Below are 18,263 nucleotides of genomic sequence, written 5' to 3'. Positions count from 1 at the left end.
CCGGCGAGGGCCTCGTCGACGGAGTTGTCGATGATCTCCCACAGGCAGTGCATGAGGCCGCGGGAATCGGTGGAACCGATGTACATGCCCGGGCGCTTGCGCACCGCTTCGAGTCCTTCGAGGACCTGGAGATGATGGGCGGAATACTCGGACGTCACGATCTCCCAGCGTAATCGGGGCCTCCGACATCGCCTTGCAGACACACGGCCTCGCCGGGTCGCCGTACGCGCACAGCGAAATGTGATGCGCGTGCGGCATAGGGGAAACATCCCCGTGGTTCTATTGACAGACTCGCCCAACGACCCACCGAGGAGGGCACCCGAGATGACCACCACGACCGCACCCGACGCGTCCGTCGTCCTCGACCACCGCCTGACGGCGGCGGATCGCTGTGACTCCTGCGGAGCGCAGGCCTACATCGCCGCCGAAGTCAACGGTAGCGAGCTGCTCTTCTGCGCCCACCACGGACGCAAGTACGAAGAGAAGCTCCGCAGCATCGCGACGTCGTGGCACGACGAGACCGCGCGTCTGCACGCCACCGACTGACCCTTCTCCTTCGAACGGGCTCCGGCCGCTCTCACCGAGCGGAACGGGGCCCGTTCGACGTGTAGCGCCGCGGAACGAGCGGTGAGACGCGCAGCGCGATCTCCTCGCCGATCGTGTCGACGGCCTCGGCGAGATCGGTCGCGGATGCAGCTCCCCCGCGCCCGAACACGACGACGGTGTCACCAGGAACGGCATCCGGCCATCCGTCGACGACGGTGGTGGCCGCCTCGATAGCGCGGACCCGGCGTCCTCCCGCGACCGTGGCGATCGAGAATCGACCCTGCAGGACCGATGGCAGGCCGTGCAGGTGGCCCAGATCGATCCGTACCGCGTCGCCCTCGACGGACACCACCGTGGCGAGCAGCGAGGCGATGGGCTCGATCCCGAGCTCGGTCTCGCTCGGTCCCCCGGCGGGACGGATGCCATAGGAGAATGCCCCGACTCGCACGAGGTCTTCGCGGAACGGGGCGCGCGCGAACCCGGCGGCGCTGGCGGCCAGGTGCGAGAACCGCGGGGTCAGCCCCGCGGCGGCCGCGGCGGTGCGGGCGGAGAGGAACACCTCCCGCGCGTTGTCGTCGTCGGCATCCGAGGCTTCCGCGATGTGCGACCACAGGCCCTCGAACGAAGCCGCTCTCGCGTCGACGAGGGTCGACACTCGCTCGAGGGCAGCGCTCCAGCGCTCGGGACGGATGCCATTGCGGTGCAGGCCCGTGTCGATCTTCAGATGCACGCGCGCGGGCGTCGACGCGGGGGGCAGGCTCGCGAGGTCGTCGAGGAGCGCCTCGTCTCCGATGCCGAGGTCGAGCCGGGCCGCAACACCCGCGGCGAGGTCGGCGACCCCGCCGAGCAGCCACACGAAGATACGGGCGTCGGCGCCCGCGATCGCGCGCACCGCCCGGCCGGTCTCGACGTCGAACGCGCCGAACCAGGTCACGCCCTCGGCGCTCGCGCGTCGGACGATCGCGTCGATACCGTGCCCGTAGGCGTCGTCCTTCACGACGAGCATGTGTCGCGCGGGGGCGACGGCCTCGCGCACCCGTGCGAGATTGCGGGCGAAGACGTCGAGGTCGACGAGGTACTCGGCGCTCACGCGACCACCGTCCGCACGGCCCGCGTGCCCACCGCGGCGACGATCTCGGCCGCGGTCCAGCCCGTGGCATCCGTCCACGCCGACAGCTCCGGATGCCCGGCGTCGGGGTCGCCGAAGAACACGACGTCGGTGCCGCGTGCGGGGCGTTGGTCGGAGACGTCGACGACGCACACGTCCATGGCCACGCGGCCCACGATCCTATGGCGGCGGCCGTCGATCGCCACGTCGGCCCGGTTGCCGAGGGAGCGCACGACGCCCTGCGCGTAGCCGCCGGTCACCAGGGCCACGGTCGTGTCGCGGGACGCACGGTGCGTGTAGCCGTACGAGACGCCCTCACCGGTGAGGAGCGGCTTCGTCCCCAGCACCCTGCCGTGGAGCGACAGCACCGGACGGGCACGGAGGTCTCCCCCGGGCAAGCCGAACAGCGTCGCGGCGTCGAGCCGGCTCGGGTCCGTCCCCAGGGAGGCGAGGATGGATGCCACCCACTCGGCACCGTGACCCCACGCGTCGGCCGCGAGCACGTCGTCGGCGGGACCGATCGGCGCGAGAAGGGCGTTGGCGCGGAGGTTCGACTCGGACAGGCGCGCGACCGGGGAGACTCCGGCGGCGGCGTCGAGCGGGGCGGGCATCGCGGCGGCGGACATCATCAGCGGTGGAGGGCGTCGCCCATCAGTCGCTCGTGGCGGGGACGCGAGCCCTCTCGGATACCGGTGGTGCTCACGCGCGTCTCGTACAGGCCGGGGATCCAGTTGCCCTCGATGAGCACCGGTCCCTCGGGGCCGACGGCGACGTCCCAGCCGATGTAGGGCACCTCGGGGATCTGTCGCGCGGCCCGGTCGACGAGCGCGAGCGCCTGATCCCACAGCGGCACCTGGAAGTCGACGATCGACTGCTGCGACTCGGGGTGGACCTCGTAGCTGCTCTTGTGCTTGCCGGTGTGCCCGGGACCGACCGAGTGGCCGTCGTCGTCGAGCATGGTGAAGAAGCCGCCCCACGTGAACTGGTCGCTCACGGCGCCCCGTCCGAACTTCTGCACCATCACCATCGGGTGGACGGTCTCGCCGTCGAAGTACGTCGTGATCCGCGTGGTGTTCACCGTCCCCGCGCAGTACGACGCGAGGTAGGGGTGCTGCACGATGGGCTGCTCGATGAGGATCTGGCCCTTCTCCACGAGCTCGGCCCGGAAGGCGTCCCAGTCCGCCACCTCGGCGGTGTCGTAGCGGAAGACTCCCTTGCCCTCGCGGCTGACCGGCACCTTGGCGATGATGACGGGATGCCGTGACGCGAAGTCCTTCAGGGCGGCTGCGTCGGTGGTGTCGAGTTGCATCCACTCGCGTCCCAGGAACTCGCCGAACGCGCGGTTGAAGTTCAGCTTGTTCTCGAGCGTCTTGGCGACCTCGCGATCGTTGACCGCCGTGGCGAGGTGATGCTGGATGAGCGACGTCATGAACGTCTTGCGCTCGCGCGGCGTCAACAGCGCGAAATCGGCCTCGTAGTAGTCGATGTAGGCGGTGTCGTGGAATGCGGCCCACCACAGCATGTCGACGAGCACGAGCGGCGCCCACTTGCCCTGTTCCTGACCGATCTGGCGTGCGAACGTCCAGACGCGGGAGGGGCGGAATGCGGCGACGCGCTTGAGGAAGTAGGCGGCGCGCGCCTTCGGGGAGATGTCCATCGGCAGGCTGATCGCTTTCTCGTTCGGAGGTCAGACACCGCCGGATCGACGTCCGTCGCGGCGCTTCCGAAGTACCCATCATACGAGGCCGGTCCGCCGTCGCCCGCTCCGCGGGCCCGTGGCGGCCCTGTGTTAGCGTGTCGAGGTGTCACAGAGGTCTCTGCGCGTCCGGTACCTGCTGCAGCGAGCTCGACGCCTCAGCCTGGGCAACGTCACCGAGTTCGCCGGTCAGGTGAAGAAGGTCTCTCGCGCGCCTCTTCCCGTCATCATCGCCGACATGCTCTGGTCGTCCGTGCGATACGAGATGGGCTTCCGCGACTACGCGGTGTGGGACATCCGGCTCCTGAACGGGCGCGAGCGTCGGACGTGGATGACGCACCCCAAGGCCATCCGTCTCAACAACACGCTGAACGGACCCGATTCCGCGACCCTCCTCGGCGACAAGCCCCGCTTCTACCGCGACTTCGCCGACATGATCGGCCGCGAGTGGATCGACGCCGCCGAGGCGACCGACGACGAGGTCGCGGCGTTCCTGCAGCGGTATCCCCGCGTCCTGGTCAAGCCATCGCAAGGTGAGGGCGGACGCGGCATCACGACGTTCACCGTCGACGAGATCCCCGACGTCGCCGTCTGGCGCGCCACGCTCGTCGCCGAGAACCAGTCGCTGATCGAGGAGATCCTCCCCCAGCACGAGGACATGGCGCGGCTGTACCCGGGCAGCGTCAACACGCTCCGGCTCATCACTTATCGCCGCGCCGACGGCAGCTTCCACCTCATCGCCGCGGTTCTGCGCATCGGCAACGGCGGTGTCGTCGACAACTTCGCCGGCGGCGGCATGTTCACGATGCTCGACGACGACGGTGTCGCCCAGTGGGCGGGCGTCGACAAGAACTCCAACGTCTTCCCCCGGCATCCCGTCACCGGTGTCGACATCGCCGGATTCCCGGTGCCGCTCTTCGCCGAGGCGCTCGCGATGGTGGAAGAGGCGTCGCGCCGACTGCCGACCGTGCCCTACGTGGGCTGGGACGTGGCGATCACGCCCGACGGTCCCGCGCTCATCGAGGCGAACCACAACTCGAGCGTCTTCCAGATGAAGCCCAGCGTGTCCGGCATCCGCACGGGACTCCTGCACCGCTACCGCGACGCGATCGGTCCCGGCATCCTCGAACGCCGTCGCTGAGGGCACCCTCGCGGTGCGGGGTCAGCGCCGCCCGAAGCGCGCCCGCACGAGCGTGAACGCGGACGTCAGCTCGGGCGTCCGCAGCGCCGCCAGGATGCCGAGGTAGATCGCGCCCGCGACCGCGCAGATGAGCGCCGTCCCCGCGGCGCCGAAGAAGAGGTTGTCGAGCATCCAGCTCTGTGCGCCGCCGGACAACAGGTAGATCCCCCACCCGGCGAGAGCGGCGGGGACTGCGGCGCCGATGAAGACCGCCAGCGAGATGACGGCCTGACGGATGCCGAGAGGGCCGATCTTCCGGCGGAGGAGCCAGATCGCAAGCGAGAGCTCCAGGATGCCGCAGAGCGTCTGCACGGAGGCGACCGTGGCCGTCAGGAACTCCTTCGGGACGGTGCTCGCCAGGAGTGTCAGGACGACGACGAGGGCGCCCTGCGCGAGCGTGAAGAAGAACGGCGTGCGCGTGTCGCCGTACGCGTAGAACGTGCGCTGGATGATGAACAGCACCGCCATCGGGACGAGACCGACGAGGAACGCGATGAGCACCGGCGCGGCCAGAAGCGCGTCTCCGGAGCTACTGGTGAAGATGCGCGAGGCCGGCGCTGCCGCCGCGATGAGCGCGCCCGCGGAGATCACGACGAAGAGGCCGAGGATGCGGATCGCCGAACTGATGTCGGCGCGGACGTCCTCGCCGCGCCCGGCGCCGGCATGTTCGGCGATGCGCGTGAAATAGGGCGTCCCGATCGATAGGACGATCAGCGAGTAGGGCACCATGTAGATCAGCCAGGCGTTGCCCCACACGGCGACCGAGGCATCCTCGCCCGACGCGGAGCTCATGATGTTCACCTGCACGAGACCGGCCAGGAGCGTCACGACGACCATGCCGAACGTCCAGGACGCGAGGCTCCCCATGCTGCCGAAGCCCACCCCGCGCCAGCGGAAGTCGGGGCGGAGCGGGATGCCGGACCGGCGCCACGCGATGGCGAGGACGACGGTCTGCGCGACGATGCCCGCGGTCGCCGTGGCGCCGACCAACGCGATCGACGCCGGCGTCCACCACTCCACGTCGGTGCGATGGAAGCCGAACAGCGCGATGAAGAGCCCGAAACCGACGATCGAGACGATGTTGTTCACGACGGGTGCCCACGCGTACGGCGTGAACATGCGTCGGGCATTCAGGCTCTCGCCGATCAAGGCGAACAGGCCGTAGAAGAAGATCTGCGGCAGGCACCAGTACGCGAAGGCGATCGTCAGTTCACGGGTGGGCCCGTCGTACCCGCTCGCCATGACCGAGACGAGCGCCGGCGCGAGCGCGAGGGCCACGGCGGTGGCCAGCAGCAGGATCGCCGCACCGGCCGTGATGAGCTTCGGCAGGAACACCCGTCCGCCGTCCGCCTGCGCGCTGACGGCCACCACGCGCGGCACGATCACGCCGGTCAGCAGACCGGTCGAGATCAACGTCAGCACCGTGTTGGGCAGCTGGTTCGCCACGTAGAACGCGTCGGCCGACGCACCCACCGAACTGATCGCGGCGACGAGCACGATGGTGCGTACCAGCCCCGTCATGCGCGAGACGAGAGTGCCCGCGGCGATGAGGCTGCTCGCCCGTGCCAGGTTCATCGAGTGCGCGTCAGGCCGCGGCGCGGACGATACCCAGCGGCGTGGACTCGTGTCCCTGGCCGAGCGGGTTGTCCTTCAGGATCGCGACGAGACGCTTCTCCCCGGCCCTGTCCATCGTCGACCCGAGGATGTTGCCCCCGAGGTCGTTGATGTCGACGACCGCGACCTCGAGATCGATCCCCAACAGCGCCTTGAGCCGTGCAGCCACCTCTCGCGGACGCTCCGGTCCGAGCACGACCGCCTGGTTGTACGGCGGGATGGTGCCCTGGGTGGGACCGTCGATCGCGCGAGCCTTGTCGCCGGCGATGCGGTAGAAGTCGCCCTTGCGCCCGAAGGCCTTGGTGACGGCCGATACGGCGGCGGCGAACAGGATGCGGGGCGTCCCACATTCACGCAACGCCATCTCCATCGTCTCGGGCATCCCGAGGCCGATGCCGTACGGCGTGCGGGTCACGTACTTCGACAGGAAGAGAGCGAGCTTGCGCGGCTTGATGCTGTCGAGCTTGAACGAGCGGCCCTGCGTGATCGCGACGATCTTCTCGGTGACGAACAGCAGGTCGCCCGGCTGCACGGCATCCTTCGCGTACTCGAGGATGAACGCGTCGAGGTCGTCGCCCGGCATGACGACCCGCGTGCGGATCGGAATGCGGGCGTACGAGATACCCTCGACGGTCCGGGTGAGCGCCTTGCCGGCGTTGGCCTCCGCGCTCATTCGAGGTAGTCCCGCAGCGACTGCGACCGGCTGGGGTGCCGGAGCTTGGCCATCGTCTTCGACTCGATCTGGCGGATGCGCTCACGCGTCACGCCGAACGTGTCGCCGATCTGGTCGAGCGTCTTGGGCTGACCGTCGCCGAGACCGAAGCGCATGCGGATGACACCCGCTTCGCGCTCGCTCAGGGAGTCCAGGAGCGACTCGAGCTGGCGCTGGAGCATCGTGAAGCCGACGGCGTCGGCCGGGACGACCGCCTCCGTGTCCTCGATGAGGTCACCGAACTCGCTGTCGCCGTCCTCGCCGAGCGGCGTGTGCAGCGAGATGGGCTCGCGACCGTACTTCTGCACCTCGATGACCTTCTCAGGGGTCATGTCGAGTTCCCGGCTCAGTTCTTCCGGTGTGGGTTCGCGCCCGAGGTCCTGAAGCATCTGGCGCTGGACGCGCGCGAGCTTGTTGATGACCTCGACCATGTGAACCGGGATGCGGATCGTGCGGGCCTGGTCGGCCATGGCGCGCGTGATCGCCTGACGGATCCACCAGGTGGCGTACGTGGAGAACTTGAAGCCCTTGGTGTAGTCGAACTTCTCGACCGCACGGATGAGGCCCAGGTTGCCCTCCTGGATGAGGTCGAGGAACTGCATGCCACGACCGGTGTAGCGCTTGGCGAGCGAGACCACCAGGCGCAGGTTGGCTCCGAGCAGGTGGCTCTTGGCACGCTGGCCGTCGCGGGCGACCCACTGGAGGTCCAGGCCCAACTGGCTCGTCTTCTCAGCGGCCGACATGTTCGACAGCTTCTCTTCGGCGAAGAGACCCGCCTCGATCCGCATCGCGAGCTCGACCTCTTCGGCCGCGTTCAACAGGGGGACCTTACCGATCTGCTTCAGGTAGTCCTTGACGGGGTCGGCCGTCGCGCCGGTGATCTGCGCCGAGTAGACGGGAACGTCGTCCTCATCGCTGGAGGAGATGACGATCGCGCCGGTGGGCAACGCCTCCGCGGGCGCGGCAGGGGCCTCGTCGTCCTCGTCGGCGTCGTCGTCCGTCTTCTTGGCGGCGGGCTTCGCCGCGTCGTCACCATCGGTGTCGTCGTCGTCCGCGTCGTCGGCGACCACGATGTCCTCTTCGACGTCTTCCTCGATCTCTTCCTCGTCGAGGTCGTCGTCGCCCTTCGTCTTCGACTTCGCCTTGGCGGGCGTCGCCTTCGCCTTGGCGGGGGCCTTCTTGGCCGGGGTCTTCGTCGACACGGCCGTGGTCTCCTCCGCGGTGTCGAGATCGGTGTCCTTCGCACTGCGGGAGCGGGTCTTGGTGTTCGTGCCTGCCACGTTTCGCCTTTCACCGGGAACGTACGTTGCACGGCCACCGGTCGTTCTCGGACACTAGTAAGACCCTTGTCAAGTCCGATCCGGTGGAGCGGGCTCCAGGTTCGGCCGACAACGGGTCAGGTTCTTCATTGTCTCACATCCCCGACGCGGGACTTGACGTGCACCGGGCATCTATGCGTATGCAACGGTTCCGGAGCCCGCGCTATTCCTCCCGGGAGGGAGCGATCCCACCGTTCGGTCGGCGTGAGCCGCGCAGCCGTGGTCGACCCGGCGGTCGACGGCCGCGGGTTCAGCCGAGCCGGCCGCGTCGGTCGTCGTCGCCGGGACGGGTCGCGAGGAACCGTTCGAGCTCGGCGGCGAGTTCGTCCGCGCTGGGGAGATCGCCCGTGTGGATGATGGGCGTCGCCTGCGTCGAACCTGCCATGTACGCGTCGTAGCGCTCTTCGAGCCCCTGCAGCATTCGGGTCAGCTCGTCGCTGCCCTCCACCTGCTCGGTGACCTTGCCGAGGAACTCCCGGTTCTCTTCGCGCAGCACTTCGCCCGAGAACACCAACCCGGTCGCCACCGTCAGGCTGTCGAGGCCCGCCAGGGCCGCCGCCGGGTACTCGGTGTCGCCGAGGTAGTGAGGGATGAGGAGCGCGAAACCGGCCACCTTGGCGCCGGCTTCGGCGAAGCGGTACTCGAGGAGGTGTCCGACCGTGGAGGGGACGTGCGTGTGCGGTCGCCACACCGAGTGCGCTTCGGCCAGGTCGGGGCGCGTGCCGCTGACCGTCGTGCCGATCGGTCGGGTGTGCGGGACGGGCATGGGGATGGCGTGCACCCACGTCACCGATGCCACCTGGAGACCCGCGCTGAGTTCGAGGACGGCCTCGGCGAACGCCTCCCACAGGAAATCGGGCTCGTATCCGGCCAGGAGCAGGAACGGGTGTCCGAGGGAGTCATGCGCGAGCGAGAGCTCGAGCCGCGGCGGCCGGTAATCGGTGAGGTGGTCCTCGACGAAGGTGATCAGCGGGCGCCGGGCGCGGTAGTCCAAAAGCGTGTCGTTGTCGAAGGTCACGACGGGGTGCGGTTCGAGGTCGTCGCGGAAGTACTCGACGAGGCGGGTCACGGCTCCCCCCGCGTCGGTGAACCCGGTGAGCGCGATGACCAGCGGCAACCCGGAGGGCACCGGCGGCGCGGCGGGGGCGCGGTCGTACAGCGGTGCGGGATACGGCATGAGTCCACTCTACGAGCCGCTTCGGACACGGCGGTGGCGGTGCGTCCCGCTTCTAGCGAACACCCGCGAACCTAGGATGGGAGCCATGCCTTTCCCCTCCGTGACGCATTCCGATGTCTCCGTTCTCGACTCCGGTGCCGATGCGATCCTCCTCGTAGTCGCGAAGTCCGACGGAGCTGAACCCGACCCGCAGGGGTGGGACGGGCTGTACGCGTCGCTGACGGCCGTCGGTTTCACCGGCGCCGCCGGTGCGTTCCAGCGTGTGCACGTGCCCGGCGTGGCTCTTCCCGTGGCCGTCGTGGGCGCGGGTGCCGCCCCGGATGCCACCGCGCTCCGCGATGCCGTCGGGACGGGCATCCGCCAGTTCACCGGATTCGAGCACGTTGCGGTGCTGTCGTTCGTCGACGCGGCGTGGGCGCCGCTGGCCGAGGGCGCAGCCCTCGGGGGCTACCGGTTCGCCGGATACAAGTCCGAAGCACCGAAGGCGCGGGCGGCACGAGTGAGCGTCCACACCCCCGACGCGCCCACCGACGCGGAGCAGGCGGCCGTCACCGCTGTCGCGGGGGCCGTCGCGCTGGTGAAGGACCTGGTCACGACCCCCGCCGAGTGGCTCGGGCCCGCCGACTTCGCCGACGCCGCGGTCGCGGCTGTGAAGAGTCTGCCCGTGAAGGTGACGGTGCTCGACGAGGACGCGCTCACCGAGGGCGGCTACGGCGGGATCCTCGGCGTGGGCCAGGGATCGGATCGTCCGCCGCGCCTCGTGCACCTCGAGTACTCCCCCGCCGACGCCGAGCGCCACGTGGCTCTCGTGGGCAAGGGCATCACGTTCGACACCGGCGGGCTGTCGCTGAAGCCTGCGGCATCCATGGTCGGCATGAAGTACGACATGTGCGGGGCCGCGACGGTGCTGGCCGTCCTGCGGGCCGCGGCGGAGATGGCACTGCCGGTCCGCGTGAGCGCCTGGATGTGCATCGCCGACAACATGCCCTCAGGTCGCGCGACGCGCCCGGGCGACGTGCTGCGCATGCTCGACGGAACCACTGTCGAAGTGCTCAACACCGACGCCGAAGGTCGCCTCGTGCTCGCGGACGGTCTCGTCGCCGCGAGCCGCGAGCACCCCGACCTGATCGTCGACGTCGCCACCCTCACGGGCGCGATCACCGTCGCGCTCGGCAACCGCCACACCGGCGTGATGGGCGAGGACGACGCGGTGGCGGAGTACCTCGCCGCGGCCGAGCGTGCGGCCGAGCTCGCCTGGCAGCTGCCGCTGCCGGCCCACATGGTCGATGAGCTCGACTCCCCGATCGCCGACCTGCAGAACGCCAAGATCGGCGATCCCGCGGGCGGGTCGCTCTTCGCCGGGCTCTTCCTCCGGCACTTCGTGGGCCGTGTCTCGGAAGAGGCCGACGCGCCGCGGATCCCCTGGGTCCACCTGGACATCGCCGGGGTCGGCATGAACAAGGGCGCACCGCACGGCTTCACCGACAAGGGTGTGACGGGCGCAACGGTGCGCTCGCTCGTCGAGTTGCTCTCGTCGGGGAGCGCGCGGTGACCGAGTCGCGCGCCGACGTCGTCGTCCTGGGTGGCGGCAGCGGAGGGTACGCCGCGGCGCTGCGCCTCGCCGAGCTGGGCAAGGATGTCGTGCTGGTCGAGAAGGACAAGCTCGGCGGAACGTGCCTTCACCGGGGGTGCATCCCGACCAAGGCGCTCCTGCATGCGGCCGAGGTCGCCGACGCCGCGCGCGACGCGGCCGACATCGGTGTTCGCGCATCCTTCGAGGGCGTTGATCCCGCTCGCGTGCGCAGCTACCGCGAGGGCATCGTCGCGAAGAAGTTCAAGGGCCTCGAGGGGCTGATCTCGGCCCGTGGCATCCGCGTGGTCCGGGGTGAGGGAACGCTCGAGGCCGGCCCGGCGGTGCGCGTGGGCGACGACCTGTATCGAGCGACGGACGTGATTCTCGCGACCGGCTCGTACGGCCGCACGCTTCCCGGGCTCGACATCGGTGGACGCGTCCTCACCAGCGAGGGCGCCCTCGATCTCGACGTCGTGCCCGAGCGTGTCGTCGTGCTCGGCGGCGGCGTCATCGGCGTCGAGTTCGCCAGCGTGTGGCGGTCGTTCGGTGTCGACGTCACGATCGTCGAGGCACTTCCGCACCTGCTCCCCGCCGAGGACATCGCCTCCAGCAAGGCGCTCGAGCGCGCCTTCCGCAAGCGCGGCATCTCGTTCCAGCTCGGCCGCCGGTTCTCGTCCGTCGCGCAGACCGAGACCGACGTGACGGTGACCCTCGACGATGGATCGACCCTGGACGCCGATTACGTGCTCGTCGCGGTGGGCCGGGGGCCAGCCACCGCCGACATGGGCTTCGAAGAAGCCGGCGTGCGCCTCGAGCGCGGGTTCGTCGTGGCCGACGAGCGGCTGCGCACGACCGCTCCCCACGTCTGGGCCGTCGGAGACATCGTTCCCGGACTTCAGCTCGCCCACCGAGGGTTCCAGCAGGGGATCTTCGTGGCGGAGGAGATCGCCGGCCTCGCCCCGGTCCTCGTGCCCGACGTCGACGTGCCGCGTGTCGCTTATTCGCATCCCGAGGTCGCGTCCGTCGGGCTGACCGAGGCGCAGGCCACCGAGCGTTTCGGCGTGGATGCGGTGCGCGCGTACGAGTACAACCTCGCCGGCAACGGACGCAGCGAGATCATCGGAACGTCCGGGATCGTCAAGATCGTGCGTCGGGTGGACGGTCCGGTCGTCGGGGCCCATCTCGTCGGTGATCGCGTCGGCGAACTCATCAGCGAAGCGCAACTCGCGGTCGGCTGGGAGGCGCACCCGGAAGACATCGCGCCCTTCGTCCACGCGCATCCCACCCAGAGCGAAGCACTGGGCGAGGCGTTCCTCGCTCTCGCGGGCAAGCCGCTGCACGCACTCTGATCCCCCAGTCGTCACTAAGCTAGACACCGCATCCGGTACGAAGGAGACATATCCATGAGCACTTCCGTCGTCCTCCCCGCTCTCGGCGAGAGCGTGACCGAGGGAACGGTCACCCGCTGGCTCAAGCAGGTCGGTGACACCGTCCAGGAGGACGAAGGTCTGCTGGAGATCTCGACCGACAAGGTCGACACCGAGATCCCCTCGCCCGTCTCGGGCGTGATCGAGGAGATCCTCGTCCAGGAGGACGAGACCGTCGAGGTCGGCGCCATCCTGGCGAAGATCGGAGACGGCTCCGGCTCGTCGTCGTCGGACGACGCTCCCGAGGCCGCCCCGGCCGAGGAGACCCCGGCCCCCGCCGAGGAGGCTCCGGCCGAGTCCGCTCCCGCTGAGTCCGCGCCGGCTGAGTCCGCTCCCGCCGAATCCGCGCCGGCCGATCAGCCCGCCGCTTCGAGCGACGCGACCGAGGTCACCCTTCCCGAGCTCGGCGAGAGCGTCACCGAGGGCACCATCACCCGCTGGCTGAAGGCCGTCGGCGACGACGTGGCGGTCGACGAGCCGCTTCTCGAGATCTCCACCGACAAGGTCGACACCGAGATCCCCTCTCCCGTCGCGGGAACTCTGCAGGAGATCCTCGTCCAGGAGGACGAGACGGTCGCCGTCGGCTCCGCCCTCGCGCGTATCGGCAGCGGCGCTGCAGCGCCAGCGCAGGCGCAGCCCGCCCCCGCGATCGAGGAGGAGCCGCTTCAGCAGCCGCAGCCCAACGAGGTTCCGCAAGAGCCCGCAGCTTCTTCCGCCGAGGAGAAGCCCGCCGTTTCTGCGCCCGCCGCGGAGGAGAAGCCCGCCGGGGAGGAGAAGCCCGCCGCTTCCGCGCCCGCCGCGGAGGAGAAGCCCGCCGCGCCGGCCTCGGCTCCCGCTGCTACCGGCGGCGAGGTCACGTACGTCACGCCGCTGGTGCGTCGTCTCGCGCAGCAGCAGGGTGTCGACCTGGCGACGGTCGAGGGCAGCGGAGTGGGAGGACGAATCCGCAAGGAAGACGTTCTCAAGGCTGCCGAGGCTGCGAAGTCCGCTCCCGCGGCAGAGGCAGCGCCGGCCCCCGCCGCTCCCGCCGCCGCGGTCGAGGTCTCGCCGTTGCGAGGCACCACGCAGAAGATGTCGCGTCTGCGCAAGGTCATCGCCGAGCGCGCGGTCGCGTCGATGCAGGCCACGGCCCAGCTGACGACCGTCGTCGAGGTGGACGTCACGAAGGTCGCCGCGCTGCGCGACCGCATGAAGGGCGAGTTCCAGCAGAAGACGGGCGACAAGCTGTCGTTCCTTCCGTTCTTCGCCCTCGCGGCTGTCGAGGCGCTCAAGACGTACCCGATCATCAACTCGACGGTCGAGGGCGACGAGATCATCTACCCCGCCCACGAGAACGTGTCGATCGCCGTCGACACCGAGCGCGGCCTCCTCACCCCCGTCGTCAAGGACGCCGGTGAGAAGAACATCGCTCAGCTCGCACGGGAGATCGCCGACCTGGCCGCCCGCACGCGCGACAACAAGCTGAAGCCCGACGAGCTCGCGGGCGGAACGTTCACGTTGACCAACACGGGTTCGCGTGGCGCGCTGTTCGACACCCCCATCGTCTTCCTTCCGCAGTCGGCCATCCTCGGCCTGGGCGCGGTCGTGAAGAAGCCCGGCGTGGTGTCGGTCGACGGCAAGGACGCGATCTCGGTTCGTTCCTACGTCTACCTGGCCCTGTCGTACGACCACCGCATCATCGACGGAGCGGATGCTGCTCGCTTCCTCGGTGCGGTCAAGGCCCGACTCGAGGCGGCGCAGTTCGAGGGCGACCTCGGGATCTGAGTCCCCGCCCCACCGGCTCACGATGGCTGGTCCGTGACGTCTCTGACGGAGCGGACCAGCCATCGGTCGTTGGAGCGGACCAGCGTCACGTACTGTGTGCGGTCGTCGCCGGAGAGCCGCACCACGGCGAGGCCGCCGAAGTCGTCGATGACGTCCAGCCGGGCCACGGCAGGGTCGAGGGGCGCGGGCTCGGCAGCTCCCGAAGGGGCTTCTCGGTGGCGAGACGTGCACGCCTGGTCCGTGCAGGCCGCGAGCGAGGCCAGGACCTCGTTCACCGCCCTCGGCAGGTCGTCGGACGTCTCCGTCACGGGAGAGTCGGGGAGGGGTGACGCGACGGGTGCCGCGGACACGCCGGGGGTCGTCGCGGGAGGCGACGTTCCAGCGTCGGCGGTTGCGCTGCTGTCCTCCGCGTCGGTCGACGGGACGTGGTCGGTAGAATCCGGCGAGGCCGAGGCCGGATGCGGTGCCGTGCCGGGCGCCGAAGGGGGCCCCGGTGCATCTGCGCCCGTGTCGGCCGCGTTCGTCGACGGCGCCAGCGACATCGCTCCCACCGTGATCACCGCGGCGATGCCCACGCCCGCGAGCAGGACCGGGGGCCGCACCCGGCGCGCCAGGGCCCGCGCACGGTCGAGCAACGTCGTGGCTGCGGCATCCGGACGCGCCGGAGCCCCGGTCGGTGCCACGCTCGACTCGACGGGAGTCAGCGGGCCGAGCACCAGAGGCTGCGGCGCGACCACGGCGAGCAGCCGAGTCTCCAGGGCCGCCCACGCCGGAGGCGGCTCGGTGAGCACGCCATCGCGCACACGCGCGAATCCCGGCCGAACGTCGGCGCTCACGAGCGCGACGAGTTCATCGAGCACGGCGATCGTGGCCGCGAGAACGTCGTCGTCGCCGGCACCGTGGAGCAGGACGGGGCGACCTTCGGGTGTGAGACGCCATTGTCCCGGAGCAGCGCGCGACGATGCTGACGCGCACCCCCGGACGACCGCAATCGCGAGGGTCGCCGCTTCGCCGGCGGTCAGTGTGATGGCGCTCCGGCTGCGACGGTGGAGGTAGCCCGCGAGGGTGTCGATCGTCGTGACAGGAGGGGTGGGATGCATGGCCCCGATGCTCTCGCGTCGCCGCCGTCAGCCGGGGGTGCGAGGGTCGGTTCCGGGGAGGAATCCGAGATCCCGGTGGGTGGGGAGGAACGGTGCCGGGCGCGAAGATAGAATCGACCCCATGGCCGCTCGCACCTCCACCCCCGAAAAGCGCCCGGGATTCTTCTCGCAGCTTCGCACCCTGTACACCTTCACGCAGAAGGAGTACCGGTGGCTGCCCTTCGTGCTGGCCGGCATCGTTCTCGCGGGCATCGGCCTGGGTGTGCTCGTCGGCTTCCTCATCCCGCCGGTCGCCGTCTGGAGCGTCATCCTCTGGGGTGTCACGGGCCTGCTCGCCGGCATCCTGGTCGGGATGATCACCATGACGCGTCTCTCGACGCGGGCGATGTACCGCAGGATCGACGGCATGCCCGGGGCCACCGGTCACGTGCTGTCGTCGTCGCTCGGTCGCAACTGGCAGGCGTCCGAGACGCCGATCGGCGTCAACCCGCGCACGCAGGAAGCCGTATACCGCGCCATCGGTCGCGGCGGCGTGGTGTTGATCGGCGAGGGCTCGCCCACGCGACTCTCCCGACTCATCAACGAGGAGCGCGCTCGTGTGCAGCGTGTTGCCGCGGGCGTGCCGGTCACGGTGTTCTACGTCGGACACGGCGACGACGAGGTCGAGATCAAGAATCTGGCATCCGCCATCAAAGCTCTGCCCAAGAAGGTCGACCGCACGACACAGGCCGCCGTCATCAAGCGCGTGTCGTCGGTGTCGCAGGGTCTGTCGTCCTTGCCGATCCCGAAGGGCGTCGACCCGACGAAGATGCGCGCTCCGCGTCCTCGGTGATCCTCGAAGAACGGCCCCGCTTCGGCGGGGCCGTTGTCGTTCGTCTCAGCGGCGGACGAGCACCGTGGCGACGGCTTTGTCGTGCAGGCCGCGCTGATCGGCATCCCACACGACAGCGGGGATGATCAGCCCGAGCAGGAGGGTGCGCACGATCGGGCGCCACACCCCGACCCATCCCCCGGATGCCAGTTCCAGACGCATTCCCAGCAGCCTGTGCCCGGGGCTTCCCCCGATGAGCGGGATGAACACGATTTGCATGAGGAAGAAGATGAGGTTCGTCGCGAGCGGATTCGCGAACGGCACGCCCGTGACGGGGTCCGGCGACGAGAAGAACGCGTACCCGATGAGACCGGCGAAGGCGACATCGAGGAGCAGTGCGGCGATGCGCCGACCGGGACGGGCGATGGACCCGCTTCCTTCCCGGGGAAGGCCCAGTCGCTGCCCGGGATACGCGTTGTCTGCGGCGGCGGTCACTCCCCCAGCGTAATCGGACCCGCGTAACACGCCCGAAACATGGGAGTTATCGCAGGGACACCGGCTCTGGGTAGGGTCGAGGAGGCTGGCCGAGGCCCGCCAATCCCGAATGTTCTACCTCTGGAGTCTTCATGTTCAAAGATTCGTCCGAGGTGCTGAAGTTCATCCAGGACGAGGACGTCAAGTTCCTCGACATCCGTTTCACGGATCTTCCTGGCGTGCAGCAGCACTTCAACATCCCCGCATCGACCGTCGACGAGGAGTTCTTCACCGTCGGCCAGCTCTTCGATGGCTCGTCGATCCGTGGGTTCGCGAACATCCACGAGTCCGACATGCAGCTCATCCCCGATGTGACGACCGCGTACCTCGACCCGTTCCGCGAGGCGAAGACGCTCATCATGGTCTTCGACATCTACAACCCGCGCAACGGCGAGATCTACTCGAAGGACCCGCGTCAGGTCGCCAAGAAGGCCGAGAAGTACCTCGCCTCGACCGGCATCGCCGACACCGCGTTCTTCGCGCCCGAGGCCGAGTTCTACATCTTCGACGACGTCCGTTACGAAGTGAAGCAGAACTCCAGCTTCTACTCGGTGGACTCCGAAGAGGGCGCCTGGAACACCGGTCGCGTGGAAGAGGGCGGAAACCTCGCCAACAAGACCCCCTACAAGGGCGGCTACTTCCCCGTCTCCCCCGTCGACAAGCAGGCGGATCTCCGCGACGACATCAGCCTCAAGCTGATCGACGCCGGTCTCATCCTCGAGCGCGCTCACCACGAGGTGGGCACCGGCGGTCAGGCCGAGATCAACTACCGCTTCGACACGATGGTGCACGCGGCCGACGACATCCTGAAGTTCAAGTACATCGTCAAGAACACCGCTCTCGAGTGGGGCAAGGTCGCGACGTTCATGCCGAAGCCGCTCTTCGGCGACAACGGCTCGGGCATGCACACGCACCAGTCGCTGTGGAACGACGGCAAGCCGCTGTTCTACGACGAGACCGGCTACGGCGGCCTCTCCGACATCGCCCGCTGGTACATCGGTGGCATCCTGGCTCACGCTCCCGCCGTGCTCGCCTTCACCAACCCGACCCTCAACAGCTACCACCGTCTGGTGAAGGGCTTCGAGGCTCCGGTCAACCTGGTGTACTCGGCCGGCAACCGCTCCGCGGCCATCCGCATCCCGATCACGGGCACGAACCCGAAGGCCAAGCGCATCGAGTTCCGCGCGCCGGACGCTTCGGGCAACCCCTACCTGGCGTTCGCGGCGCAGCTGATGGCCGGTATCGACGGCATCAAGAACCGCATCGAGCCCCACGAGCCCGTCGACAAGGACCTCTACGAGCTCCCGGCCGAAGAGGCGAAGAACATCCCGCAGGTTCCGAACTCGCTGCTCGACTCGCTCGAGGCTCTGCGCGCCGACCACGAGTTCCTGCTCGCCGGTGGCGTGTTCACCCAGGAACTCATCGACACCTGGATCGAGTACAAGATCGAGAACGAGATCCAGCCGATCGCTCAGCGGCCGCACCCGTTCGAGTACGAGCTGTACTTCGGGGTCTGATTCCGGGAGGCCCTCAGAGCCACACTTCCGGTCTCTGAGCCCAGCAATTTACTGAGCCCCAGGCGGCCATCTGCCGTCTGGGGCTCAGTCTATCTCTGGACGTTTACGGACGGCTACGGGGAGTAAACGGACAGGATCTCGGACAGCGGCGCACGAGCTACTTCAGCCAGACCCTTCAACCCTTC

16 protein-coding genes are annotated in these 18,263 nt (G+C 69.0%); 7 read left to right on the top strand and 9 right to left on the bottom strand.

Annotated elements, in window-relative coordinates; all coding sequences use genetic code 11:
* The first annotated feature begins 324 nt into the window (after window positions 1-324).
* Window positions 325-546, top strand: a complete 222-nt coding sequence (locus D8Y23_RS01540; protein WP_128216409.1) for a DUF7455 domain-containing protein — start codon at window positions 325-327, stop codon at window positions 544-546.
* Between the two features lie 31 nt (window positions 547-577).
* Here the strand turns inward: D8Y23_RS01540 and D8Y23_RS01535 are convergent, their stop codons facing one another.
* From D8Y23_RS01535 to D8Y23_RS01525, 3 genes are read right to left on the bottom strand one after another with little or no spacing between them, the layout of a single operon-like run.
* Window positions 578-1,636: an alanine racemase gene (locus D8Y23_RS01535; RefSeq protein WP_128216408.1), complete on the bottom strand. Its 1,059-nt coding sequence runs from the start codon at window positions 1,634-1,636 to the stop codon at window positions 578-580.
* Complete coding sequence (locus D8Y23_RS01530) at window positions 1,633-2,265, bottom strand: alanine racemase C-terminal domain-containing protein (protein WP_240663722.1); 633 nt, start codon at window positions 2,263-2,265, stop codon at window positions 1,633-1,635. Before D8Y23_RS01530 ends, D8Y23_RS01535 begins: the two co-directional genes overlap by 4 nt.
* A 17-nt stretch (window positions 2,266-2,282) precedes the next feature.
* Window positions 2,283-3,311 carry a sugar-transfer associated ATP-grasp domain-containing protein gene (locus D8Y23_RS01525; protein WP_128216407.1) on the bottom strand — a complete coding sequence of 343 codons (1,029 nt, stop codon included), beginning with the start codon at window positions 3,309-3,311 and terminating at the stop codon, window positions 2,283-2,285.
* A 145-nt stretch (window positions 3,312-3,456) separates the two neighbouring features.
* Here D8Y23_RS01525 and D8Y23_RS01520 point away from each other — a divergent pair, with 145 nt between their 5' ends.
* Complete coding sequence (locus D8Y23_RS01520; RefSeq protein ID WP_128216406.1) at window positions 3,457-4,491, top strand: sugar-transfer associated ATP-grasp domain-containing protein; 1,035 nt, start codon at window positions 3,457-3,459, stop codon at window positions 4,489-4,491.
* Window positions 4,492-4,512: 21 nt separating this feature from the next.
* Here the strand turns inward: D8Y23_RS01520 and murJ are convergent, their stop codons facing one another.
* From murJ to D8Y23_RS01500, 4 genes are all read right to left on the bottom strand, one after another.
* On the bottom strand, window positions 4,513-6,105 hold the full coding sequence (gene murJ, locus D8Y23_RS01515) for a murein biosynthesis integral membrane protein MurJ (RefSeq protein ID WP_128216405.1): 1,593 nt from the start codon (window positions 6,103-6,105) through the stop codon (window positions 4,513-4,515).
* Between the two features lie 10 nt (window positions 6,106-6,115).
* On the bottom strand, window positions 6,116-6,817 hold the full coding sequence (locus D8Y23_RS01510; RefSeq protein ID WP_128216404.1) for a coenzyme F420-0:L-glutamate ligase: 702 nt from the start codon (window positions 6,815-6,817) through the stop codon (window positions 6,116-6,118).
* Window positions 6,814-8,136: an RNA polymerase sigma factor gene (locus tag D8Y23_RS01505; protein WP_128216403.1), complete on the bottom strand. Its 1,323-nt coding sequence runs from the start codon at window positions 8,134-8,136 to the stop codon at window positions 6,814-6,816. Before D8Y23_RS01505 ends, D8Y23_RS01510 begins: the two co-directional genes overlap by 4 nt.
* A 289-nt stretch (window positions 8,137-8,425) precedes the next feature.
* Complete coding sequence (locus tag D8Y23_RS01500; protein ID WP_128216402.1) at window positions 8,426-9,352, bottom strand: proteasome assembly chaperone family protein; 927 nt, start codon at window positions 9,350-9,352, stop codon at window positions 8,426-8,428.
* Window positions 9,353-9,437: 85 nt separating this feature from the next.
* Here D8Y23_RS01500 and D8Y23_RS01495 point away from each other — a divergent pair, with 85 nt between their 5' ends.
* Genes D8Y23_RS01495 through sucB form a run of 3 tightly spaced genes read left to right on the top strand, consistent with a single transcriptional unit; the run spans window position 9,438 to window position 14,116 of the window.
* A complete protein-coding gene (locus D8Y23_RS01495) occupies window positions 9,438-10,904 on the top strand; it encodes a leucyl aminopeptidase (protein ID WP_128216401.1) in 1,467 nt (488 codons plus the stop codon).
* A complete protein-coding gene (lpdA, locus tag D8Y23_RS01490) occupies window positions 10,901-12,274 on the top strand; it encodes a dihydrolipoyl dehydrogenase (RefSeq protein ID WP_128216400.1) in 1,374 nt (457 codons plus the stop codon). The genes D8Y23_RS01495 and lpdA overlap by 4 nt, the downstream gene beginning before the upstream one ends.
* 54 nt (window positions 12,275-12,328) lie before the next feature.
* Complete coding sequence (gene sucB, locus D8Y23_RS01485; RefSeq protein WP_128216399.1) at window positions 12,329-14,116, top strand: 2-oxoglutarate dehydrogenase, E2 component, dihydrolipoamide succinyltransferase; 1,788 nt, start codon at window positions 12,329-12,331, stop codon at window positions 14,114-14,116.
* A 17-nt stretch (window positions 14,117-14,133) separates the two neighbouring features.
* Here the strand turns inward: sucB and D8Y23_RS01480 are convergent, their stop codons facing one another.
* Window positions 14,134-15,216: a hypothetical protein gene (locus tag D8Y23_RS01480; protein WP_128216398.1), complete on the bottom strand. Its 1,083-nt coding sequence runs from the start codon at window positions 15,214-15,216 to the stop codon at window positions 14,134-14,136.
* A 121-nt stretch (window positions 15,217-15,337) separates the two neighbouring features.
* Here D8Y23_RS01480 and D8Y23_RS01475 point away from each other — a divergent pair, with 121 nt between their 5' ends.
* A complete protein-coding gene (locus tag D8Y23_RS01475) occupies window positions 15,338-16,048 on the top strand; it encodes a DUF4191 domain-containing protein (RefSeq protein ID WP_128216397.1) in 711 nt (236 codons plus the stop codon).
* 45 nt (window positions 16,049-16,093) lie between these two features.
* Here D8Y23_RS01475 and D8Y23_RS01470 read toward each other — a convergent pair whose 3' ends face one another.
* Window positions 16,094-16,522, bottom strand: a complete 429-nt coding sequence (locus D8Y23_RS01470; protein WP_128216396.1) for an RDD family protein — start codon at window positions 16,520-16,522, stop codon at window positions 16,094-16,096.
* A gap of 131 nt (window positions 16,523-16,653) precedes the next feature.
* On the opposite strand from D8Y23_RS01470, the gene glnA reads away from it, so the two are divergent.
* Complete coding sequence (gene glnA, locus D8Y23_RS01465; RefSeq protein ID WP_128216395.1) at window positions 16,654-18,078, top strand: type I glutamate--ammonia ligase; 1,425 nt, start codon at window positions 16,654-16,656, stop codon at window positions 18,076-18,078.
* The last annotated feature ends 185 nt before the right edge of the window (window positions 18,079-18,263 follow it).

It is taken from the genome of Microbacterium enclense (assembly GCF_004022425.1).
Classification (GTDB): Bacteria; Actinomycetota; Actinomycetes; order Actinomycetales; family Microbacteriaceae; genus Microbacterium; species Microbacterium enclense_A.
This window is presented reverse-complemented; position numbering and strand designations above follow the sequence as displayed.